The following is a 21365-nucleotide window of genomic DNA, read 5'->3' on the forward strand; positions in this document are numbered from 1 at the left end:
CACGGGCGGCGGCGAGGGTCCCCGGCACCGCCCTCGCTCTTGAGGCTAGGCAGCGGCGGATGGTGAGTCCACGCGACGGACGCGGACCGTCCAGGTCACGAGCCCAGCTCCGCCAGCGAGTCGACGACGGCCGCGAGCAGAGGTGCGGCGTCGGGCAGCACGGCGGAGTCGACAGTCACGGCGAGGGAGGCGCGGCCGGCGTACGACATCAGGGCGCTCGTGACGCGCACGTCCAGCGCGAGCGGTGTGCACGGCACCACCTCGAGGACGCGGCACCCGCACAGCGACAGGGGTTCCACCGGCCCGCGGACGTCGGACGCAGCGAGGTTCACGCGCGCCTGGCCGCGCCGCACGTAGGAGCGCGCAGCGCGGCGCAGCACGGGCGCGGGCACCGCGTCGGCCGCCCGCACGAGCGCCTCCGTCGCCAGCGCGACGCCGTCGGCCTTCGCCCGGCGGGTCTGCGCCGCGACGTCGGCGAGCCGCTCGCGCGCGGTGCCGAGGTGCACCGGCAGCTCGACGAAGATCGCGGCGTCGAGGTTGCCCTGCCGCGCGTCCGCTCCCCCGCCGTGCAGCGAGACGGGCACGATCACCCGCACGCGGGTGGCGGGAGCGAGCAGGGAGCGCTCGCGCAGCACCGAGCGCAGCCCGCCCGCCAGCGCGGCGAGGTAGACGTCGTTGACGGTGCACCCGGCACGACTCGCCGTCCCGGTGACGTTGTCGAGGTCGACGGTGACCCAGTCCCAGCTCCTGTGCGATCCCACCGGGCCGTTGAGGACGCTCGGCGGCAGGTCGGGCACCGCCACGGTGCGGACGGCCTGGCGCAGGCGTCGCGCACGCTCGCGCCAGGTGACGGCGCGCGGTGGGAGGGGCGCGGCGGCGGCGGCCCGGACCTGCGCCGAACGCCCGCGGGCCGGCTGCCCCGACGGGTCGGGCGCGAGCAGGGCGGCCAGCAGCCCCGAGCCGGTGACGCCGTCGACCAGGCTGTGGTGGGCCTTCACGAGGATCGCCCATCGGTCGCCCGTCCCACCGAGCTGCCAGACCTCCCACGGCGGCCGCGCCGTGTCGAGCCGGCGGGACATCAGGTCGACGACCTGGTCGCGCCACGCCGCATGCTCGTCGGACGGTGGATGCGCGGCGGCCGGGTCCGGGCGGACGAGGTGCAGGTGCTGCTCGGGCACGAATCCGGGCTGCTCGACCCACATCGGGCGCAGCGGGTCCGCGCGCCGCGACCGGATGCGTCGGCGGCAGGCCGGCACGGCGGACACGCGTCGACCGAGGTCGCTGCGCAGCCGGGCCTCGTCCGGCGCCGGCCCTTCGAGGACCAGGAGCGCGCCGACGTGCAGCGGCGCGTCGTCGGTCTCCAGTGCGAGGAACGACGCATCGAGCGCCGAGAGCCGCCGGGCCACGACCACCACCACCCGTCGCTCCGAGTGTCGCCGTCACGGGACGGCGAGTCGCGCGGGGGCTGGGTGCGCCTAGCGCCGTGGTGGGGTCACTCGGCTCTGGAGGTAGGCCAGGACGGCGAGGACTCTCCGGTTGTGCTCGTGGTCGTCCGCGAGACCCAGCTTCGCGATGATGCTCGCGACGTGCGTCTCCACGGTCCGCTCCGTGAGCCACAGCCGGCGGGCGATGCCGCGGTTCGTGCGCCCCTCGGCGATGAGCGAGAGCACGTCCCACTCGCGAGGGGTGAGCGTCGAGAGCGGGTCCTCGCTGGTGCGCGGGCCCAGGAGCCGGGTGACGACCTCCGGGTCGAGCGCCGATCCGCCGCTGCCCACGCGACGCAGCGCGTCGAGGAAGTCCTCGACGTCGAGGACCCGGTCCTTCAGCAGGTAGCCGAACCGCCCCGACCTCATGAGCTCGACGGAGTGCTGGGTCTCGACGTGCGCGGACAGCAGCAGCACCGCGAGGTCCGGGTAGTCCTCGCGCAGCCGGCTCGCCGCCCGCGCGCCGTCGTGACCGAGGTGCGGCGGCATCTCGATGTCCACGACCACGATGTCGGGCCGGGTGCGCCGGACCACGTCGACGAACGCCTCCGCGTCGGCCGCCCGGCCGACCACCTCGTGCCCCGCGTCCTCGAGCAGGCGCGCCAGCCCCTCGCGGAAGAGCGCGGCGTCCTCGGCGATCACGACACGCACGGGATCACCGCCCGCACGGTCGTGCCCTGCCCCGAGCTCTCCACCGCGAGGCGCCCACCGGCCGCGGCCACCCGGTCGGCCAGGCCCGTGAGCCCGGTTCCCTCGGAGGGTCTCGCGCCGCCGCGCCCGTCGTCCTGCACCACGAGGTCGAGGGACCCCTCCGACCGGCGCGCCCGGATCGTGACGGTCGCGGCGCCGGCGTGCTTCACGACGTTGGCGAGCGCCTCACCCGCCACGTAGTAGGCCGTGGTCGCCACGTCGTCCGGGACGTCGTCGCAGTCGGTCTCCAGGCTCACCGACAACGGAACGGCGGCGGCCAGGAGTGACAGGGCGGCTGCCAGGCCGTCGCCGAGGGCCGCCGGCCGCAGGCCGTGTGAGAGCGCGCGCAGCTCGGACACCGAGGTCTGCAGCTCGGCGACCGCCTGCTCCAGCAGTCCGTCCAGCTCGGGGTCGGAGTCCGCGATGCGCGACTGCGCGAGCCGTAACGAGATGCCCAGCGACACCAGTCGCTGCTGCGCGCCGTCGTGCAGGTCGCGCTCCAGCCGGCGCCGCTCGTCGTACCCGACCAGCAGCAGGCGGCGTCGTGACTCGGCGACGTCGTTCAGGGCCACGGCCAGGTCGAGGCGGAGCCGGGTGACCTCCACGACCGTGGCGACCTCCCGCGCCACCTCGCGCAGGAGCGCGGCGCTCGAGGTCGTGGGACCTGGCACGAGCACCCCGATGCGCGTCCCGCTGAGCTCGACCGGCACGGCCGACGGCGACGCCGCGAAGGGGGCCCCGGAGCGATCCACCAGACCGCCCCGGCCCGGCACCTGGTACCCGACGCGGAGCTGCGGCGCGGCCAGGGCAGCACGCAGGACCGGCTCGAGATCCTCCGGGGCGGCCGAGCCGTCCTCGATCCGACGGCGCAGGTCCCCCAGCGCGACCAGCACCTGAGCGCGCGCCGGGTAGATCCGGCGACCGATCGCCGACGCCACGCGCGGGCGCAACGGCGACAGCGCGAGCGCGCACGCCGCCGTGGCGGCAGCAGCGGCGCCCGGCGAGCGTCCGCCGATCGTGAGGCCCACCACCACCTCCACCGCGGTGTAGACGGCGAGCAGCACCGTCCCGATCACCCCCACCGTGATCGCGGCGCTGAAGGCCCGGTCCACGTCGTAGAGGTCGTAGCGCAGCAGGGCGATCGCTGTCGCCACGGTGAGCACCAGTGGCGTCGCGAGCAGGCCGATCACGACGAGGTCCGACGTGCCCAGCACCAGGTACGAGACCCAGCAGAGCAGCAGGGTGGCCGGCAGCATCAGCGCGCCGAGCGCGAACCAGCGGAGCTGGGCGCGGACGGCGACGTCGTGAGTTCGGCGGCGCCGGGCCACCATGGACGCCGCGCTGGCGACCAGCAGCGCCATGAAGACGAGCGGCAGGACCGAGGCGACCGCGCCGAGCCAGTCCGGCACCGACTCCGGTCCCAGGACCGGCACGTCCGGGTAGGGCCGGTCGGGCTCCCTGTCCAGCAGACCGACCAGCACCTCGAACAGGACCGGGACCGTCACGAGGGCGACGCCGACGGCCCGCCACCGCCGACCGAGCGGCCGCCCGTCCGGGAACACCAGCATCAGCAGCGCCCCGGGCAGATACAGCCACATCCAGGCGCCTGCGGCGAGGAAGGCGACCCACGGCGAGACCGGGAGCGCGTCGGGCTCGAGCGCATGCGCCTGCTGGTACGCATCGCCCAGGAGGACGATCACGATCGGCACGGCTCCCACGAGCGCGAGCAGCAGGCCGACCACGTTGGTGGGTCGCACCGTCGCCAGCGCGACTCCGAAGCCGACGGCGGGGAGCAGGACGACGCTGCCGACGGCGACCTCGACGAGCGCGCCCGTCTCCGGCCAGCGCAGCGCCACCACCGACGCCGCCAGCCCGGCCAGGACCGCGACGACGGCCACCAGGTACGCGGTCCAGCGCTGCCATGGCATGGCAGAACGGTAGGGCTCGGCGCCCGTGCGGGACTCCGTGATCCCACGGATCCCAGTCCCGTGCTTCCCCGGATCCCCGGGCGCACCCCGGCGGCCATGCTCCTGCGCGAATCCGAGCAACGCGGCGGCGAGCGCCGCGGGCGAGAGGAGCAGCAATGGCAGCCAGCAGGTTCGATCGATTCCTCCCGTGGGCCGGCGTCCTCGCGGGCGTCTGCTTCGCGTTCGAGGGCTACCTCGAGACGGGTCCGGACACCCCCGACGACCCGGCGCGTCTCGCGTGGCTCACCTCCCACCAGGGCATCGGCGTCGTCATCGCCGTGGCCTCAGCGCTTCTCGCCCTCTTCGTGCTCTTCTTCGCCGGCGCGGTGCGGCGCAGCCTGACGGCCCACGGGACCCACCGCAGCGGCTACGCCTCGGTCGCGTTCGGCGGGATGGTCGCGCTCGCGGCAGGGTCGAGCGCCGACGCAGCGGTGCAGCTCGGCACGCTCGACGCTGCCGCCAAGGGCCACGCCGACGTCGTGGTGACCCTCGCCTTCCTGTCCGAGTTCTCGTGGGTCCCCTGGGTGGTGGCCTCGGCCGCGATGTTCCTCGGGCTGGGCATCGGGGCGATCGCGACGGGCGCGCTGCCCCGGTGGCTGGCGGTGGTGACGACCGCGCTCGGCGTGATGTGCCTGATGGGTCCCGTGGGTGTCGTCGTGTTCCTGGTCTCGCCCGTGTGGTTCGTCATCACGGGTGTGACCCTCGCCCGCCGCGCAGAGCCGTCGGCCGCGCTCGCAGCGGCCGGCGGGCAGACGGACCGGAAGGCGACCCTCGCATGAGCACGACACGATCCACCCGACTCATCGCCGCCGCTGCTCTCGCACTGTCGTCGGCCGCCTGCGGCACCTCCACGGGCTCGCTGCCTCCCCGTCCCTCCACCGCCTCCGCCCCGGCGCCCAGCAGCGCGAGCCCGTCCGCGTCGGACTCAGGCTCCAGCTCCGCCTCGGCGTCGGGCGTGACGATCACCTCGACGCTGGACGGTCGCACCACTCTCCCGAAGCGGCTGCCGTGGGAGGCGACCCCGGTGGTGACCGGGAGCGCGGCGGTCGACAACGTGTCCTTCTACATCGACGGCAGGCTCGGCTGGGTCGAGCACAACGCGCCGTACGACTACTCCAACGACGGCGGGAACCTGGTCACCACCTTCCTGCCCGCCGGCCGCCACACGTTCCGCGCCGTCGTGACGCTCTCGGACGGGACGAGTGCCGACGACGTGGTCACCGCGACGGTCTCGGCACCGCCCGCCGTGCCGGACGCCTGGAAGGGCATCACCTGGGCGCGCACCGTCTCCGGTGGAGACCCGTCGGCCGACGGCGTGTGGACCATCACGGCGGAGACGTTCGGCTGGCACATCGGCGACCCGCAGGGCGGCGGCGCCAACCAGGACCTGGACTGGACCGGCCCGGGCCGCGTGAAGCTCTGGGCCGACATCAACGAACCCGTCGTCGGTCAGTACCAGTACGGCGGTGCCTTCTGCGACGAGCCGGATCCCGTGCACACCTACACCTACCGCATCAGCGGCGACGGCAACGCCCTGACGCTCGCACCGCTCAGCCCCGACCCCTGCGGCGGACGGGCCTTCATCCTCACCGGCACCTGGCACCGCACCTGACGCCAGGCCGCCCGCTCGCCCCGGGGACCCTGAGGACCTGCTCCTCGTGGAGATCCCGCCTCCCGCGGGCGTGCCCGCAGACGACGAGACCCCCTGCACAGGGCAGGGGGTCTCGTCAGGTCTCGCGGAGCTGCTAGTCCAGGCCGCGACCCTGTTCGCGGCCACCCGCCTCACCGGACGCAGGATGGCGTGCAGGCGGGTGGTGGCGGCGTCTGCGGCGGTGTGGGCGAGGTGCAGGGCGAGGTGGTCGGTCACGTCCAGGGCTTCAACTCGACTGAGGCCACTCGCAGTTTCGTACTTCGCGCCTCGGGTGTGGGTCGACGGGAAGTCCTTCGACCCACACCCGAGCTATGCAGCCGGTAGTCGAGCATCGACGGACGGATGCTCGGCCCCCTTCGGCCTGCGCACATGCCTGCGACGACGAGCCTGGCGCGCCGGATCACTCGTTGGTCGGCCGTGGTCATCGGGTGCCTCCGCTAGGGTCGGCGGCCATGGACGATTCCGACCTGATTCAGGAAGTTCGTCGACTTCGGAGACTCGCCCGTGTCGCGCTGATACTGGCGGCTGTAGCAGTCGTGGTTGGGCCGTTCGCGGGGGCACTTGCGGCCAAGTACACCGCCATTCCCGGACCGGCCGGCCCCGCGGGTGAGGCTGGGGCTACTGGGGCGCAAGGGCCGGCAGGCCCTCGAGGCCCGAGCGGCCAACCGGCCACCAACCTGGTCGGCGCGCTCGTGCTGAACCGGGGTGGATGTCCTCCCGGCACGATCAGGGCCAACGTGACGCTGCCGACGTGGCCCCTCATCGTCAATGGGACCGTGCAAGGCCCCTTCGTCAACGGCACCGTGGCCTCAAGCACGATCGGCACCTGTTTCATCCTCTAGCAGCCTGCTCGTGTGATTGCCTCGCTCCCGGTGTCGTGCCCGTTCCAGCACCCGCTTATGTTGACCCCATCGCGTGAGTCAGCAGCGTGTCGCCGCGCTCCTCCAACTGGACCGGTTCGCGGCCTCCAGCATGGACACGGGGATGCCTAGGGTGTCTCCGGTCTGCAGGTCGATGGCGAAGACGACACCGACCACGCGACCATCGTCGTCGACCAACGGGCCGCCTGAGCTGCCCGGCTCGGCCCTAGCACTAACCGCCAGCACCGTTCCGCTCCGGCCGTACCGGGCGCCGTCTCGTACTCAACGACCCGTCCGGCCGTCGCGGTGAAACTCCCGCCACGCGGGTAGCCCAACGCGCGGACGAGGTCCCCTGGCGTCGGGTCTGCGCCTGAGTGGCCACCCTGGCTTCGGCCTATGAGAAGAAGCCGCTGACGCCGACAGTGAACGTAGGGCACTTGTCGCCAAACAGGTCCTCCGAGAAGGTGACCTTGCCGCCGGGAGCGATCTTGCCGAGCTGCTCGGCGAAGGTTCCGTGCTTCGCCTGGATCTTGTCGCCCTTGAAGCAGTAGATCTCAACGCTGTATGGACCGGTGGCTTCTGCGTCCGTCGCGTTGGTGGCGCCTCCGACGATGGAGCCGCCCACGAGGTTCGCCTGCGTCACCTTCATGGGCGCCGTGTTGTACGAACTCGTGTCCACCGGGGTGGTCTCAACGGTGAACTCGTACTTGGCGTCCTTGGGGATCGCCTTGGCGTTGTCGAAGTAGATGTAGGAGAGCCCGACCTCGCCGGACTGTACCTGCGCCGGGATGCCGCCTTGGCTGCTACCAGTGCCGACGATCTTGCCGCCGCTGGTCGCCGTTGCCGTCCAGTCCACGTGAGAGATGCCCTCGCTGGTGTTGTTCCTGAACGCGAACAGCAGCGTTCCGCTGTCCGTCTCCATCGGCCCGATCTGAACAACCGAGACCTTGCCCTGCTCACCCGCCGGGAAGTTCGGCTTGGCGTTGCCTCCGAGGAGCCCGCTGGCGTTGAACGGCAGTGGCTGCACCGCTCCGTCCCCAGTCGACGACTGCTCACCGGAGGGCGAAGACGACTGCTCCCCCACTGGTGGTGTTGAGGACGTGCCCGAATCCGTCGCGACCGGTGCGTTGGAGCCACCACAGGCGGCGAGCAGGAGTGCGACGGCAGACAGAGCCAGCCCGGAAAGGATCTTGCGGTTCATCGAGACGTCCCGTTCCTCGTGTTGGACCGCTTCGTTCTGCCACCTCCCCGTCACACCGGCAAGGAAGGAACTGCCGTCCACGGTCCTTCTGTGGGCGCCCGATGGGGCGCGATGATCAACTTCCCTCCTCACCGTACCCACAGGTCTCAGCGGAGTCTCAGCAGCCGCGCGGTCGCCCACCTCTATCGGGCTAGCAGCACTTGTGACCTTCATCTCGCCCTCGCACGGGCCGCCTGACCGTGTTCCAACTTCTGGTCGCGCGAGACGGTGTGGCTCGACGCCTCGTTGAGGACTATTGGGTCGGGCTGACGCGGCCCCTCCAAGTCTCGGCCGCGATCCCCTCACGCGTTCCCTTGGGTGGCGGGGACCACGCGAACGGCGATCCCGGGCCGGCTAACGCGCGTCGGAACGCGGCCAACCGCGCAACTGACTTCATCGGGTGGACACACCCCAGACGACGGCTTCGGGAGGGAGATCGGCAAACGTCACTTGTCAGGCGGATCGAATCTCGGCTCGCGGTTCCGGGATAAAGCCACACTTCCTCGGCGCCGATGTCCTACAGCCGGCCGACGGTATTTCAGACCCCGATTGGAAGGCTGGAAGCCATGTTCATCATCTGGGGGTGGCGGGAGCGCCAGGTCATCTTGGCGGCTCGCGACGGCATGTGCGGGCAGTTCTTCGCGTCTCAACACCACAGATTGATCGCCCGCAAGGGATGGCTCACTCTGTTCTGGATCCCGATCATCCCGTATCGGAAGAAGCCGCGTTGGTACTGCTGGGATGAAGGAAGGTGGACGAACGAGACGGTCCCCTGGCGCGAGGTCAATCAACGCTGAGGGTGGGGTGCCGTGTCTTGCACGGCCGGTGACCCACGAGATGCGCACCTTCGCGCCCGCCGTGGCTGTCCCCGTTGGCCCCTCGTGCAGCAGCATGAGCGCCGACGTCGGCACATGGCTCTGCTCACGCCCGAGGCGACCGCCTCCGATGAGCACACGAACGGCTCATCCCAAGTTCGAGACGAGTCCGGCCGCGAGCTCGACGGCCGCGTCCACGACGCCATGCCCGGGTGGGGCCAGCGACCCTGACCCGCGCCACCCCGGCGACCAGCGACCGCGATCGGCCGGCACGCCACGCCGCCGCCGCGGCCGCACACAGCCCTTCCGTCCCTGCCGCGCGCTAGCCTCCGAGCGTCACGCACGACACGAACGGGGAGTCCACACCATGCGCCGAGCCGGGCCCGCCGCCGCAGCCACCGCTGTCCTGGCCATCGCCCTGGCCCTGACCGGCTGCTCGAGCAAGTCACCTGACGCCCTGACCGTCGGCGGCGCCAGCACCCTCGACGCCTCCAGCGGCGCCACCGACCCCTCCGTTTCGGCCACACCCACCGACAGCTCGCCGACCCCCAGCGACACCCCCACCCCGGCACCCGAGCCGCTCACCAAAGCGCAGGCCACCGCCGCGCTCCCGCCCGCGTCCACGCTCGGCAGCGGATGGAAGATCGACCAGCAGTCCGCGCCCGGCACCACCAGCAGCAGCAAGACCACCTACAGCCCGAAGTCCTGCCAGGCGATCTTCGACGCCCTGAACAGCAACGCCACCGGCAAGCCCGCAGCCAAGGCCGACCGCTCCTACCAACGCGCCCTGTTCGGCCCGTTCGTGACCGTCACCGTCGAGTCCTACCCGCAGCCTCTGGACACCAGCGCGTTCGGCAAGATCGCCTCCGCGTTTACTGCCTGCCCAACGTTCACCGCGCTCGACTCCAAGGGCCAGACGACCACGTTTCACATCACCGCCCTGAAGTTCCCCAACCTCGGCGACCAGACCTTCGCCTTCCAGCTCAACGCGACCTCGTCGGGCTTCCCGTTCACCGCCCAGTTCGCCATCACCGCCGTCGGGAACAACGCCATCACAGTCGCGCACATCGTGCTCGGCACCGGTCTGGCCCCCGGCCTGACCCAGAAGGTCATGCGCGCCACCCTGAAGCGGCTGCCCTGACCCGCCAGCGCCGCGGCCGGCCGCTCACGCCCGCCGCGACCGCCGAACTGAGGTTCACGTCGGCGAAGCCTGCCTCGACGCGCAAGCCGAGGGCGTGCGGGTCAGCTACCAGCACCTGGGCAAGGGCGCGCTCCGCTTGCCAGTGCGGAACGTGGCGCAGCTTGCCATGAGCGTGGAGGACAAGTTCCTCGTAACCAAGACCGGGGATGTGTATTCGTGGGGCCGGTTCCCCGACTACCTGGGAGACGGCAGCACTCGACCACGGTCTTCCCCCGCGCGCGTCATGCGCGGAGTGCGCCACCTGACCTCCAATCCCGAAGGGTTCTCCCTCTTTGCCCTGAAGACCGACGGGACCGCCTGGGCGTGGGGCGAGAACTACAACGGCGCCCTCGGCGACGGAACCACTACGGCGCGACGACGCCCAGTACGGATCCAAGGGCTCCCAGCGCTCAGACAACTGGCCGCCGGAACTGCAATCTCCACGACCGGCGCAGTGTACGTATGGGGCGACGGAGGCTGCTACATGAACGGCGACGGAGCTCAGTCCCCCTCACTAGTCCCACATCCACTGGACTTCAGCCAGGCGGCTGTCCGCGAAACCTGCACATACCTCTTCCGGTAGCCGTCCTCGCACCATCCAGTTGACCCGAGACGAAGTCACCAGCCACGTGAACAACCAGCAAATGACACGGCTGTGTCGACCTTGACTGGGCAGGAGCTGGTCCGGGGATGCGTCTGCCCGCGGCCGACCGTTGTCTTGCCACCTGCCATACGCGGAGTGGCCTTGACCCGACCCGGCGCACTCAACTGGCCGATCCTTCCTCTTGCGAGAGCGCCGCTGAACCCCTATGCCTAGTCCTGAGACCAACCAAAGCGCTGTGCGGGGCAACGGATCCGAGCCGGAACGATGAAACCCCCTGCGGCGCAGGGGGTTTCATCGGATTCTCGGCGTGCCGTCTAGTCCAGGTAGTCGCGCAGCACCTGGGAGCGGCTGGGGTGGCGCAGCTTGGACATCGTCTTCGACTCGATCTGGCGGATCCGCTCGCGGGTGACGCCGTAGACCTTGCCGATCTCGTCGAGGGTCTTGGGCTGCCCGTCGGTGAGCCCGAAGCGCATCTTGACGACACCGGCCTCGCGCTCGGAGAGCGTGTCGAGCACGGAGTCGAGCTGCTCCTGGAGCAGCGTGAACGACACGGCGTCGGCCGGGACGATGGCCTCGGAGTCCTCGATCAGGTCGCCGAACTCGCTGTCGCCGTCCTCGCCGAGCGGGGTGTGCAGCGAGATCGGCTCGCGGCCGTACTTCTGGACCTCGACCACCTTCTCGGGGGTCATGTCGAGCTCCTTGGCCAGCTCCTCCGGGGTGGGCTCGCGCCCGAGGTCCTGGAGCATCTGACGCTGCACGCGGGCGAGCTTGTTGATGACCTCGACCATGTGCACCGGGATGCGGATGGTGCGCGCCTGGTCGGCCATCGCGCGGGTGATGGCCTGGCGGATCCACCACGTCGCGTACGTCGAGAACTTGTAGCCCTTGGTGTAGTCGAACTTCTCCACCGCGCGGATGAGACCGAGGTTGCCCTCCTGGATGAGGTCCAGGAAGAGCATGCCGCGGCCGGTGTAGCGCTTGGCCAGGGAGACGACGAGCCGCAGGTTGGCCTCGAGCAGGTGGTTCTTGGCGCGACGCCCGTCCTCGGCGATCCACTCCAGGTCGCCGCGCTGGGTCGCATTCATCTTCATGCCGGAGTTGAGCTTCTCCTCCGCGAAGAGGCCGGCCTCGATGCGCTTGGCGAGCTCCACCTCCTGCTCGGCGTTGAGGAGGGGGACCTTGCCGATCTGCTTGAGGTAGTCCTTGACCGGGTCGGCGGTGGCACCGGCGACCGTGACGGTCTGCACCGGCTCGTCGGTGTCGTCGACGTCGGAGATGACGAAGGTCTCGCCCTCGTCCTCCTTGCTCTTCTCCTCGCCCTGCACCTCGGCGAGGTCCTCGGCCAGCTCGGCCTCGAGCTCGCCCTCGAGCGCGGCGGCCTCGTTGAGGTCGGGCTCGGCGGTCTCGTCGTCGCTCAGCTCCGTGTCGCCCTCGGCGTCCGCGTCGCCCTCGGCGTCGATGGCGGTGAGGTCGACCTCCTCGTCACCGTCCTCGGTGGCCTCGACCCCGGGGTCGACCGGGGTCGCGCCCTTCGCGGCGGCCTTGCCCGCGGGAGCCTTGGCGGCCTTCGCGGCCTTGGCCGGGGTGTCCTTCGCCGGGGCCTTGGCGGCCTCCTTGGCCGCCTTGGTGGTGGCGGCGGGCTTGGTCTTGGGCGCGGGAGCGGCGGCCTTGCCGGCGGTCTTGGTCGTCGCGGCGGGCGCGGCCTTGGCCGGCTTCGCGGCGGGGGCAGCCTTGGTGGTCTTCGCCGCGGGCGCGGCCTTCGTGGCCTTCGCGGGGGCGGTCGTGGAGGTGGCCTTGGTCGACTTCGACGGCACGAACGAACCTCTCGTCCTCGGGCGTGTGCGCACCTGGAGGTGCTGGGGCGTGCAAGGTGAACCGGTGCGCAAGGGGCTCACCGCGCACCATTGTCACACGCCGTGCGGAATGCCTCGGCACAGGACGCGGACCGGACGGACCGGCGGCGTCCCGCGGAGGTGGGGTCCTGACGTGGGGCGTCCCCCGTGCCGGCGTCGTTCGGGACCCGATCGGCGTGGTCCTGAGCACCGGGACGCGGAGGTTCAGCGCGCGAGAGCGGCCTTCTGCTCCTTCTTGAACGCTCGGACGGCCGAAAGGCTTCCCGAGTCGACCACGTCCGCGACGGAGCGGGTGGAACCGGCCTCGCCGTAGGCACCGGCGGCCTCGCGCCAGCCCCGCGGCCGGACGCCGAGCTGCTTGCCGAGCAGCGCGAGCAGGATGCGCGACTTCTGGTCGCCGTAACCCGGGATCGCCACCAGCCGCTCGTAGAGCGCCTGGCCGGTCGGCACCGCGCGCCAGATGGCCGAGGCGTCGCCGGCGTACTCCACGACGACGTGCCGGGCCACGCCCTGGATCCGGCCGGCCATCGAGCCGGGGAACCGGTGCACCGCCGGCGGGGTGGCGACCAGCGCCGCGAACGCCTCGGGGTCGTACGCGGCGATCGCCGCGACGTCGAGCCGCTGCGGCGTCCCCATCCGCTGCGCGAGCTTCCACGGGCCGAGGAAGGCGCGCTCCATCGGCATCTGCTGGTCGAGCAGCATGCCGATCAGCAGGGCGAACGGGTCGCGGGACAGCAGCGCGTCACCGTCGGGGTCGAAGCACAGCCGCAGGGACGGCTGCGAGGCGGTGTTCGTCACGTCGTCACGGTAGCGCCGAGCCACGGCGCGCGCCCACACCCGGTGTCCGGGTGGGACGCGGGGAGCGGACGGCTCAGGCCTTGACCGCGAGCACCGGGCAGGAGGCCTCGAGCAGCACCTGCTGGGCGTTGCTGCCCAGGATGAGCTTGCCCACGGGGCTGCGCTTGCGCAGGCCGATCACGATGAGGTCGGCGTCGACCTCCTCGGCGACGGCGACGAGGTCGTCGGCCGGGTCCACGCCGCGGACGAGCTGGCGCACCTCGTGGTCGATCGAGGTCTCGTGCAGGAGCTGGTGCACCTCGTCGAGGTTCTCGTCGAGCTCGACGGCGGTGTCGCGGTCGAGGCTCGCCCCGCCGCGGTGGGAGTTGATGACGATGAGCCGCGCTCCGCGCTGCTCCGCCTCGGCGATGGCGCGGTCGAGCGCGGCCCGTCCCTCCGGGGTCTCGACGTAACCGACGACGATCGGGCTGCCGATCTCTCCCATCATTCCTCCTCCGCGGACTCCGGACCGTCCCGTCCGCTCGGCCGAACCTAGCGCCTCGCACCCCGGGGTGGAGGCTCAAGACGCGCGGAGGGGTGCCGACACCTCCCCGGTGACCCACGCCCTCCCTCGCCCCGGCGAGGCTCTCTCCGCCGACCTGGACCGCACCCGGCGCACGCGCGAGATGGTGGAGCGGCTCATCGCCGAGCCGGCGCTGCTCGGTCCGGACTTCGCCCCGATCCGCCGGCTGGACGCCGCACCCGGGGACGCCGCGGGCCTGCTCGGCTGGAAGGCGACCGGTCGCGGTGCCCCCGGCACGGTCATCGCCGACACGCTCTCGCTGCTGGCGCAGGCCGCCGAGCTCGGGCTGGTCGAACGGCTCGACTGGGCCTTCCGCGCCCACACGTTCGACGTGGCCCTCGACTCCGGCCTGACCGGGGAGCTGCACCTCACGCCCGAGCCGGACACGTTCGGGTCCCCGTGCCCGCCCCGGCTGGCCGTGCCGGTGCTGCGCGGCCGCCGCGCGCTCACCGTGTGCGCCGAGCTGCACGCGGACTCCTTCGACGACGAGGCGCGGATGCTCGCGGCCGTCGACGAGATGCACGGGTGGGGCTGGCACATGGTGTACGCCGACCTCCTCGGCACGACCGCCCTGGCCGCTGCGCAGCGGCTCGCCGCGCGGATCCGGCCCGCGTACGTGCAGGTGGACCTGTCCATGCCCGGCCGCGCGCAGGACCCGGCGCTGCCCGGCTGGCTCGAGCTCGCCGCAGGCGTCGGCGCGTCGGTGCTGGCACTGGGGGTCGACTCGGACCGGGCCCGAGAGGCGGCCCGGTCCCTCGGCGCGGTGTACGGCCGGGGCGCCCTGCTGGGCGCGCCGGTGCCCCGCCCTCGCTGACCGATTCGGCCCCGGGCGTCCTGCTCGCGCCGCCGCCAGGCCTCAGCCGACGAGGCGCGCCCGCGCGGCGCGGACCACGACGTCGACCCGCGCGGACTGCGCGAGCGCGGGCCCGGGCACGACGAACGGCCCCAGGCCCTCCACCGTGTACTGGGCGCGCCACACCGCGAGCACGGTGGCCGGCCACGTGCCCGCCCTCCGGTACGTGTGGCTCACCGAGAGGTCGGGCCAGGCGCCGCCGGGCTGCACCGTCAGCTCGCCGGCGCCGTCGCCGTAGTCCCACTGCCAGGTGACCCGCGAGTCCAGGCGGACGGCGAGGCCGAGCACGGACAGGTCGGCGCCGCGCAGCCCGGCGGCCGGCTGGCCGGTGCGGAACACGGCCGGGAGCCCCACCAGCGCGCCCGCCGCGGGCTGCACCGCGGCACGCAGCGGGGGCAGCAGCGCGACCGCGCGGTCGCGCACCGCGGTGCCGACGTCGGTGACCGTGCGGGGCGGCTGGTCGCCCTGGCAGGTCTCCCCCACGACCTCCCAGGGACCGCCCACGCGCGAGAGCCACACCCGCACGGCCACGGTGCCGACGGGGCAGCCCAGCGCCAGCGACCGGCAGCGCCCGGCGGCGAGGTCGGCCTTGGTGCACAGCACGGACACACGCCACTGGCAGTCGCCGCAGGCCGCCGCGCCGGCCCTGGCCGCGTCGCCGCCCTGCCAGTGCCGGGCCGGGATGACCAGGCCGCCGGTGCCGGTGTAGAGGTCGCGCGAGGGGTCCGGGGACACGACGACACCGGCGGGGACGCCGGTCGGCACCCCCGCCACGGCCGCGGACACCGGTGCCGACGGTGCGGCGACGGCCGGGCCGGCAGCGAGCGCGCCGCTCACCAGACCCAGCAGGGTGACCAGGGCCAGCAGGGCCGGCACGGGGGACGCGGCGCGGGGTCGGGGCACCGGCGGAGGGTAGGCAGCGGGTCGCGCCTGCGGCCAGGGACCGTGAGCCGCTGTGGAGGAAGGGTCACCCACAGGCCTCGCGCCCGTCCCCGTCGTCTCGGTCGCCCCAGGCGTCACGCGTCACGACGCCCGGTCGTCGCCGGCGCGGTGCTCGGGGCCGCGCAGGATGTCGTCGAGGTCGAGGTCGGCCATCAACGCGACCCAGGCGTCCGGCGGGAGCCCGCGGTCGAGCGCGGCCATCACGAGGGTGGCGAGCGAGTGGTACGGGTCGACGGCGATCGCCGCCTCGAGGGCCACCCGCGCCGAGGCCCCGTCGCCGTCGACCCACGCGCACACCGCGAGCGCCGCGGCGACCCCGCAGCGGGCCGCCCGGGGCGCGCTGCGGACCGCCTCGGTGAGCACGCGCCGGGCCGGGGGAAGCAGGGCGCGCCGTGCGTCGCCGGTGACCACGTGCAGCAGCGCGTCGCGCAAGGGGATCTGCGCGCAGAGGCGGATCGCGTCGCCGGCCAGGCGGGCCAGCTCGGGGTCCTCGGAGGGACGCCCGCCCCACACGGCGAGGCCGGCGACCCACTCCCGGACCTCCTGCTTCACCGCCCCCGGGTGCGGAGGCTCCACCCGGGCGGCCCGCCGCACCAACCTGCGCATCGGGTCGCCGGGCTCCCGCGGGGTCAGGATCGCGGCCAGGGCGGAGCGCGACGGCAGCGGCGCGCTGCCGAGCGCGATGAGGGCCGTGCGCACCCGCAGCGACTCCCGGGTGTCGACGAGCCGGCCGCCTACCGGGCAGCAGGCGGGGTCCGCGCAGCTGTAGGAGCGGAGCCTGTCCCCCACGACGCAGATCGCCTCGGGCACCGCGAACCCGGCGTCGACGAGCAGCTCCGTCACCCCTGCGACCAGGTCGCGGTGGGGCAGGTCGCGCGGGACCGGGTCGCGCCACGGGTCGTCGGCCGGGTCCGGGTAGACGACGAGGAGCACGGCCCCGGCCTCCACCCTCCTCAGCGCCGCGATGCACGGCTCCCACTGCACCTCCACCGAGGGAGGCGTCACGTCGTCGGAGCCGGCTCGGCGGCCACCGCCTGCTGCCTCGGCGGACGCGGCGGGCGACGGGGGCAGGTCGAGCCGCATCGTGACGGCCACGGTGCCCTCCTCGGTCCCGAGCCCGACCGCCACCAGCGAGCGGTCCGGGTGGAAGCCGACGAGGTGCGGCACGAGGGCGGGCAGGGAGTCCGCGCCGCGGACCTGGAGGGCGGGCTTCTTCGCAGCGGTCATGCCCCGACGCTCGCCGCCACCGCCCCCGCCGGTGCGCGTCCGGCCGGTCCGGGTGGGGACGGCGCACCGGTGCGTCCGCGCCTGGGGACGCCGAGCCGTGCGGTCAGGACGCCGCGGGGCCCGGGAGCCGCGCGGTCAGGAGTAGTCGGCGGTGGCGATGGCCTCGACGGTCTGCTCGACCGTGTAGCCCTCGGAGCCGACGATCTTGGGGACGAACCCGACAAGGACGCCGTCGGCCATCACCTGCGCCTCGAGGCCGGCCGCGCCGTCGACGTCCCACAGGGCCTCGCGACCGTCCGGGAGCACCACACGGACGCCGAAGCGGCCGACGCCGCCGCGGTAGACGTGGGCGAACACGCGACGCGCCTGGAGCCCCTCGACGACGAGCTCCGCCTCGGCCTGCTGCATGGGGCGAGTATGCCGGGGCGTCCTCGGCGAGGAGCGGGCGGGCGCCCGCCCTGCCCCGGTCAGGTGAGGCCCACCACCGCCCGGCGGGCCTGGAGCACGTGCGCGGCGAGGTGGTCGTTGGCGTGCGCGACCCATCCGGCGACGTCGGTCTCCCCGCGCTGGGGGTGCACCGCCGTGCGCCGCCACCTCTCGACGGGCACCGACGCGAGCAGCCTGATGTTGATGTTGCGCAGGGCGAGCACGAGGGTGAGCGCGTCGGCGGCCGGCCGGGCGTCGTAGCCCAGGCTCTCGGCGTAGGCGGTCTCGTCCCACTCCGGCCACGCGGGCCGGTCGGCCGCCAGCAGCTCGCGCAGGCGCACCGAGTCGTGCAGCTCGGCGTCCGCGAGGTGGTGCACGATCTCGGCCACGGACCACGCGTCGGGAGCCGGCCGCCGGTCGAGCAGCGACCCGTCGCCCGCGCTGGCGTCGGCGAACACGGCGGCGAGCTCGTCGAGCCGGTCGGTGTACGCCGCGAGCGCCTCGATCCGGCCGTCGTCGGCGAACATCGTCACGGACGTCTCGTCGCTCATGGCGCGACCCTAGCGACGCTCGGGGGCCACCCGTGCTGGCACGCGCACCCCGGGGACCGTACGGTGCGGGCATGGCCGAGCCCGTCTACGCACCCGTCATCGTCGCGGCGAAGGGCATGTTCCGGGCGCTCGACCTGCGCATCGAGATCGCCGGGGCCGAGAACGTGCCGCGCACCGGCGGCGCGGTCATCGCGTCCAACCACATCGGGTACCTCGACTTCATCTTCGCCGGCCTCGGGGCCAACCCGGCCGGCCGCTACGTGCGGTTCATGGCGAAGGACTCGATCTGGAAGAACCCCGTGGCCGGCCCCCTGATGCGGGGCATGCGCCACATCCCGGTCGACCGCGAGGCCGGGGCCGAGTCGTTCCGCGTGGCGCTCGAGGCGCTGCGGCGCGGCGAGGTCGTGGGCATCTTCCCGGAGGCGACCATCTCGCGGTCCTTCGAGCTCAAGGACTTCAAGAGCGGCGCGCCCCGCCTCGCGATGGACGCCGGGGTGCCGCTGATCCCGGTGGTGCTCTGGGGCACGCAACGGCTGATGACGAAGGGCCGGCCGCGCGACTTCTCGCGCGGCAAGGCGCTCTCGATCACGGTGGGCACACCGATCGAGGTGCCGCCCGGCGCCGACCTCGAGGCCGTCAACGAGGACCTGCACGACACGATGGCCGAGATGCTCGACGCCGCCGTCGCCCGCTACCCGCAGCGCCCCACGGGACCTGACGACACGTGGTGGATGCCGGCCCGCCTCGGCGGCACGGCGCCCACGCTGCAGGAGGCGACCCGGATGGACCGGCTCGAGGCGCTGGAGCGCGCGAAGCGCAAGGCCACCTGAACGCGACGCCGGGGCCAGGCGGTCCCGGGGCCCGCGACCGGGCGTCGGACCGACCCCCCTGCCGGGGCGGATCCCGGGGTGGGACACCATACGGACATGCGACTGGACCACGTCTCGTACGCCGTCAGCAGCAACGAGCTCGTCGACACGGTGCAGCGTCTCGGCCAGCAGCTCGGGGGATCCTTCGTCGACGGCGGGCGCCACCCGCGGTTCGGCACGCAGAACTTCGTGCTCCCCATCGAGGGCGGCACCTACGTCGAGGTCGTCGCCGCCCTCGACCACCCAGCAGCCGACAAGATGCCGTTCGGCCAGGCCGTGAAGGCCCGCGCCGAGGCGGGCGGCGGCTGGATGAGCTGGGCGGTCTCGGTCCCCGACATCGCCCCCTTCGAGTCGCGGCTCGGCCGAGCCGCCACCGACGGGCACCGGGTGCGCCCCGACGGGTTCGACCTCACCTGGAAGCAGATCGGCGTCACCGACGTGATCGCCGACCCGTCGCTGCCGTTCTTCCTCCAGTGGACCAGCGACCCGGCCGAGCACCCCTCGCTGGCCGGCCCGGCCCACGTGTCCACGGTCGCCTGCGAGCTGGCCGGCGACCGCGACAAGATCCGCGCCTGGCTCGGCGGCGACGTGCAGTACCCGATCGACCGCACCGACATCCAGTGGGTCGAGGCCGACGAGCCCGGCCTGGTGGCCGTGCACTTCCGCACCGCCCACGGCGACGTCGTCCGCATCGACTGACGCCCTCGCCGCTGCGATGACGGCGTGGGACGGCGCGGTCGTGCTGCGCACCGAGAGGCTCGTCGTGCGCCGCTGGCGCCTCGACGACCTGGACGCGTGGGAGGCGTTCAACGCCGACCCCCTCGTCTACGGCGCACTGGGCGGTGCGCCGCTCCCCCGCGACGCGTGCGACGCGATGGCGGCGTGGCACAACGACCTGCACGCCCACGAGGGCATCGGACTGCTCGCCCTCGAGCGGACCGCGGACGGCGCGTTCCTCGGCATGTGCGGTCTGCACCACCAGGAGACCTTCCCCGACGACGTCGAGATCGCCTGGCGGCTGGCCTCGGAGCACTGGGGCCACGGCTACGCGACCGAGGCGGCGACCTCGTGGCTCGACCACGCCTTCGGCCCGCTCGCTCTGGACCGCGTGCTGTCCCTCACCGACCGCGACAACGCGCGGAGCCTCGCGGTGATGCGGCGGCTCGGGATGAGCCACGTGGGCGACGCCGTGGTGCGCGACGGCGACGAGGTGTTCGACGCCCTCGTGCACGAGGTCACGGCGGCGTCCTGGCGTGTGGTGCGACAGGGCGGCCGGCGGGGCTGACACCCCCGGCCACGGTCGGTGGGCGTCCCTATCCTGACGCCCATGGACCTGCGCTTCAGCGGCGAAGTCTGGTACTGGCGCGGGCCCGCGCCCTACCACTTCGTGACCGTCCCCGACGACGAGAGCGCGGCCATCGCCGACACCGCGGCGCGGGTCACCTACGGCTGGGGGATGATCCCGGTCGCCGGCCGCGTCGGCGGCACCGAGTGGACGACGTCGCTGTGGCCCAAGGACGGCGGCTACGTCCTCCCGCTCAAGGACGCCGTGCGCCGTGCGGAGGACCTCGAGCTCGGCGACGTCGTCGACATCGCCCTGCACATCGACGTCTGAGCTCCGCAGCAGCCACCGAGCGGGCGAGCAGCGCCGTGCGGCCGCCCTGCCCCTTCACACGGAATCGCGGGGCGTGTCGCCGATCCGCGGTGCCATGCTGATGCCGGCGCAGCGTCGGCGGTGCCGGAGGGGGTCCCATGCGCGAGGTCGTCCGGACACTGCGCCTTCCCCGCTGGCAGCTGACCCTGCGGCTGGTCGCCATCGGCCTGCTGGTCGCGCTCGGCCTGAGCCTGGGGATCTTCTGGGGCTTCGTGCTGCCGCTCGGGCTCCTCGTCGCGTGGGGCGTGGTCTACGACTACACGCACAAGCCGCGCGGTGGATGGCACCCTGCCCCCATGGGCTCCTTCGCGGTGGTCAGCCACGTCGACCCGACGTTCCTCGTCAACGAGCGCGGCGACAGCGGCGTCGACCCCACAGGCCGCACCTACGGCGCCCCGACGCGGGTCCCGACCCCGGAGCAGCAGGCAGCGCTCGGCGGGTCCGGCTGGGAGTGTTCTGGGTCGCGGCCGAGCTGGTCGTGCTCGGCGGCCTGGTGCTGCTGCTCGTCGCCACCCGGGGCTGAGACCGGTGTGCCGCTCGGCCCACCCAGCGGTGCCTGTCTGACCGGTGCTCACGTGGCCTCGGCTCCGCGACGGGCGACGGCACGTCGGCACGACGAGCCAGGGATCGGCCGTGCTGCGGCCGACGGGCCGACCTGTCGACCGGCCGCTCGAGACCCGCATCGGACACCGAAGGCTCAGAACGGTGGGCGCTCCGGAGGGTCACCGTCGCGCGTGACCTCGCCGGGACCGGGATCCGAGGGCCCGGCGGCATCCGGGCGTGCCGGGGCGACACCCGGTGACGCTGGTCGCGCGACGGACGGGGTCCGTGGCGGTGGTGGTTCCAGCACCGATGGGGCGGGGATACGGATGCGCTGTCGCCATCGGGTGACCCAGGTGCCGGATCCGTCGGCGGCGGAGTCCTCGATGGTGGCGTGCCCGGCGGTCTTGACCTGGTGGCAGCGCGAGCACAGCCCGCCGCAGTTGGCGGTGTCGCTCGCGCCTTCGGGGTACGGGAGGGCGTGGTCCATCTCCTGCGCGCGGCGGGTGCACCCGGGACGGCGGCAGATGGGGTCGCGGTGCACCACGTGCTCACGAAGCGGACCGGGGAGGTACTGCCTGGTGCCGTAGTCGAGCAGG

Annotated in this window: 23 protein-coding genes and 1 pseudogene; 11 read left to right on the forward strand and 13 right to left on the reverse strand. The window is 73.1% G+C overall.

The genetic code is table 11. The features are described from left to right. Positions 1-95: 95 nt before the first annotated feature. Genes GC157_03360 through GC157_03370 form a run of 3 tightly spaced genes read right to left on the reverse strand, consistent with a single transcriptional unit; the run spans position 96 to position 4102 of the window. Positions 96-1418 (reverse strand): DUF1298 domain-containing protein, encoded by a 1323-nt coding sequence (locus tag GC157_03360; protein ID MBI1376508.1) that lies wholly within the window; start codon positions 1416-1418, stop codon positions 96-98. Positions 1419-1475: 57 nt separating this feature from the next. Further along, positions 1476-2135: a response regulator gene (locus tag GC157_03365; protein MBI1376509.1), complete on the reverse strand. Its 660-nt coding sequence runs from the start codon at positions 2133-2135 to the stop codon at positions 1476-1478. After that, positions 2123-4102 (reverse strand): two-component sensor histidine kinase, encoded by a 1980-nt coding sequence (locus GC157_03370; GenBank protein ID MBI1376510.1) that lies wholly within the window; start codon positions 4100-4102, stop codon positions 2123-2125. The genes GC157_03365 and GC157_03370 overlap by 13 nt, the downstream gene beginning before the upstream one ends. A gap of 155 nt (positions 4103-4257) precedes the next feature. Between GC157_03370 and GC157_03375 the strand changes: the two genes are divergently transcribed. The 3 genes from GC157_03375 (at position 4258) to GC157_03385 (ending at position 6634) form a co-directional block, all read left to right on the forward strand. Beyond that, complete coding sequence (locus GC157_03375; GenBank protein MBI1376511.1) at positions 4258-4920, forward strand: hypothetical protein; 663 nt, start codon at positions 4258-4260, stop codon at positions 4918-4920. After that, positions 4917-5753 carry a hypothetical protein gene (locus GC157_03380; protein ID MBI1376512.1) on the forward strand — a complete coding sequence of 279 codons (837 nt, stop codon included), beginning with the start codon at positions 4917-4919 and terminating at the stop codon, positions 5751-5753. Before GC157_03375 ends, GC157_03380 begins: the two co-directional genes overlap by 4 nt. Before the next feature lie 491 nt (positions 5754-6244). After that, positions 6245-6634, forward strand: coding sequence for a hypothetical protein (locus GC157_03385; GenBank protein ID MBI1376513.1), 390 nt, complete (start codon positions 6245-6247; stop codon positions 6632-6634). A 78-nt stretch (positions 6635-6712) separates the two neighbouring features. Here the strand turns inward: GC157_03385 and GC157_03390 are convergent, their stop codons facing one another. Beyond that, complete coding sequence (locus GC157_03390) at positions 6713-6898, reverse strand: hypothetical protein (GenBank protein ID MBI1376514.1); 186 nt, start codon at positions 6896-6898, stop codon at positions 6713-6715. Between the two features lie 148 nt (positions 6899-7046). Beyond that, on the reverse strand, positions 7047-7934 hold the full coding sequence (locus GC157_03395; protein ID MBI1376515.1) for a hypothetical protein: 888 nt from the start codon (positions 7932-7934) through the stop codon (positions 7047-7049). Between the two features lie 524 nt (positions 7935-8458). Here GC157_03395 and GC157_03400 point away from each other — a divergent pair. The 3 genes from GC157_03400 (at position 8459) to GC157_03410 (ending at position 10470) form a co-directional block, all read left to right on the forward strand. Further along, positions 8459-8689 carry a hypothetical protein gene (locus tag GC157_03400; GenBank protein MBI1376516.1) on the forward strand — a complete coding sequence of 77 codons (231 nt, stop codon included), beginning with the start codon at positions 8459-8461 and terminating at the stop codon, positions 8687-8689. Positions 8690-9074: 385 nt separating this feature from the next. After that, complete coding sequence (locus tag GC157_03405; GenBank protein MBI1376517.1) at positions 9075-9848, forward strand: hypothetical protein; 774 nt, start codon at positions 9075-9077, stop codon at positions 9846-9848. A 94-nt stretch (positions 9849-9942) separates the two neighbouring features. Beyond that, positions 9943-10470 (forward strand): hypothetical protein, encoded by a 528-nt coding sequence (locus tag GC157_03410; protein MBI1376518.1) that lies wholly within the window; start codon positions 9943-9945, stop codon positions 10468-10470. Between the two features lie 335 nt (positions 10471-10805). On the opposite strand, the pseudogene GC157_03415 reads toward GC157_03410, so the two are convergent. The 3 genes and pseudogenes from GC157_03415 to GC157_03425 all read right to left on the reverse strand — a co-directional run bounded on the left by GC157_03415 (position 10806) and on the right by GC157_03425 (position 13626). Further along, positions 10806-12257 (reverse strand): annotated as a pseudogene (locus GC157_03415) (RNA polymerase sigma factor). 291 nt (positions 12258-12548) lie between these two features. Continuing rightward, positions 12549-13142 (reverse strand): Fe-S cluster assembly protein HesB, encoded by a 594-nt coding sequence (locus tag GC157_03420; GenBank protein ID MBI1376519.1) that lies wholly within the window; start codon positions 13140-13142, stop codon positions 12549-12551. 73 nt (positions 13143-13215) lie between these two features. Beyond that, positions 13216-13626 (reverse strand): universal stress protein, encoded by a 411-nt coding sequence (locus tag GC157_03425; protein MBI1376520.1) that lies wholly within the window; start codon positions 13624-13626, stop codon positions 13216-13218. Positions 13627-13735: 109 nt separating this feature from the next. On the opposite strand from GC157_03425, the gene GC157_03430 reads away from it, so the two are divergent. Beyond that, on the forward strand, positions 13736-14518 hold the full coding sequence (locus tag GC157_03430) for an EAL domain-containing protein (protein MBI1376521.1): 783 nt from the start codon (positions 13736-13738) through the stop codon (positions 14516-14518). Between the two features lie 42 nt (positions 14519-14560). Here GC157_03430 and GC157_03435 read toward each other — a convergent pair whose 3' ends face one another. The 4 genes from GC157_03435 to GC157_03450 all read right to left on the reverse strand — a co-directional run bounded on the left by GC157_03435 (position 14561) and on the right by GC157_03450 (position 17703). Continuing rightward, positions 14561-15460 carry a PKD domain-containing protein gene (locus tag GC157_03435; GenBank protein MBI1376522.1) on the reverse strand — a complete coding sequence of 300 codons (900 nt, stop codon included), beginning with the start codon at positions 15458-15460 and terminating at the stop codon, positions 14561-14563. A 120-nt stretch (positions 15461-15580) separates the two neighbouring features. Beyond that, positions 15581-16726 carry a DUF4192 family protein gene (locus GC157_03440; protein ID MBI1376523.1) on the reverse strand — a complete coding sequence of 382 codons (1146 nt, stop codon included), beginning with the start codon at positions 16724-16726 and terminating at the stop codon, positions 15581-15583. A 135-nt stretch (positions 16727-16861) separates the two neighbouring features. Next, positions 16862-17134: a hypothetical protein gene (locus GC157_03445; protein ID MBI1376524.1), complete on the reverse strand. Its 273-nt coding sequence runs from the start codon at positions 17132-17134 to the stop codon at positions 16862-16864. Positions 17135-17193: 59 nt separating this feature from the next. Beyond that, complete coding sequence (locus GC157_03450) at positions 17194-17703, reverse strand: hypothetical protein (protein ID MBI1376525.1); 510 nt, start codon at positions 17701-17703, stop codon at positions 17194-17196. Positions 17704-17774: 71 nt separating this feature from the next. Between GC157_03450 and GC157_03455 the strand changes: the two genes are divergently transcribed. From GC157_03455 to GC157_03470, 4 genes are all read left to right on the forward strand, one after another. Next, positions 17775-18533: a 1-acyl-sn-glycerol-3-phosphate acyltransferase gene (locus GC157_03455; protein MBI1376526.1), complete on the forward strand. Its 759-nt coding sequence runs from the start codon at positions 17775-17777 to the stop codon at positions 18531-18533. Positions 18534-18629: 96 nt separating this feature from the next. Then, positions 18630-19271, forward strand: a complete 642-nt coding sequence (locus GC157_03460; GenBank protein MBI1376527.1) for a VOC family protein — start codon at positions 18630-18632, stop codon at positions 19269-19271. Positions 19272-19311: 40 nt separating this feature from the next. Beyond that, on the forward strand, positions 19312-19857 hold the full coding sequence (locus tag GC157_03465; GenBank protein MBI1376528.1) for a GNAT family N-acetyltransferase: 546 nt from the start codon (positions 19312-19314) through the stop codon (positions 19855-19857). 42 nt (positions 19858-19899) lie between these two features. Continuing rightward, the gene (locus GC157_03470; GenBank protein ID MBI1376529.1) at positions 19900-20187 is read left to right on the forward strand and encodes a DUF1905 domain-containing protein; all 288 of its coding nucleotides are present in this window, start codon (positions 19900-19902) and stop codon (positions 20185-20187) included. Between the two features lie 736 nt (positions 20188-20923). Here GC157_03470 and GC157_03475 read toward each other — a convergent pair. Continuing rightward, on the reverse strand, positions 20924-21365 hold a 442-nt coding region (locus tag GC157_03475; protein ID MBI1376530.1), incomplete at its 5' end, for a hypothetical protein.

The organism is Frankiales bacterium (assembly GCA_016125335.1).
Classification (GTDB): Bacteria; Actinomycetota; Actinomycetes; order S36-B12; family CAIYMF01; genus Longivirga.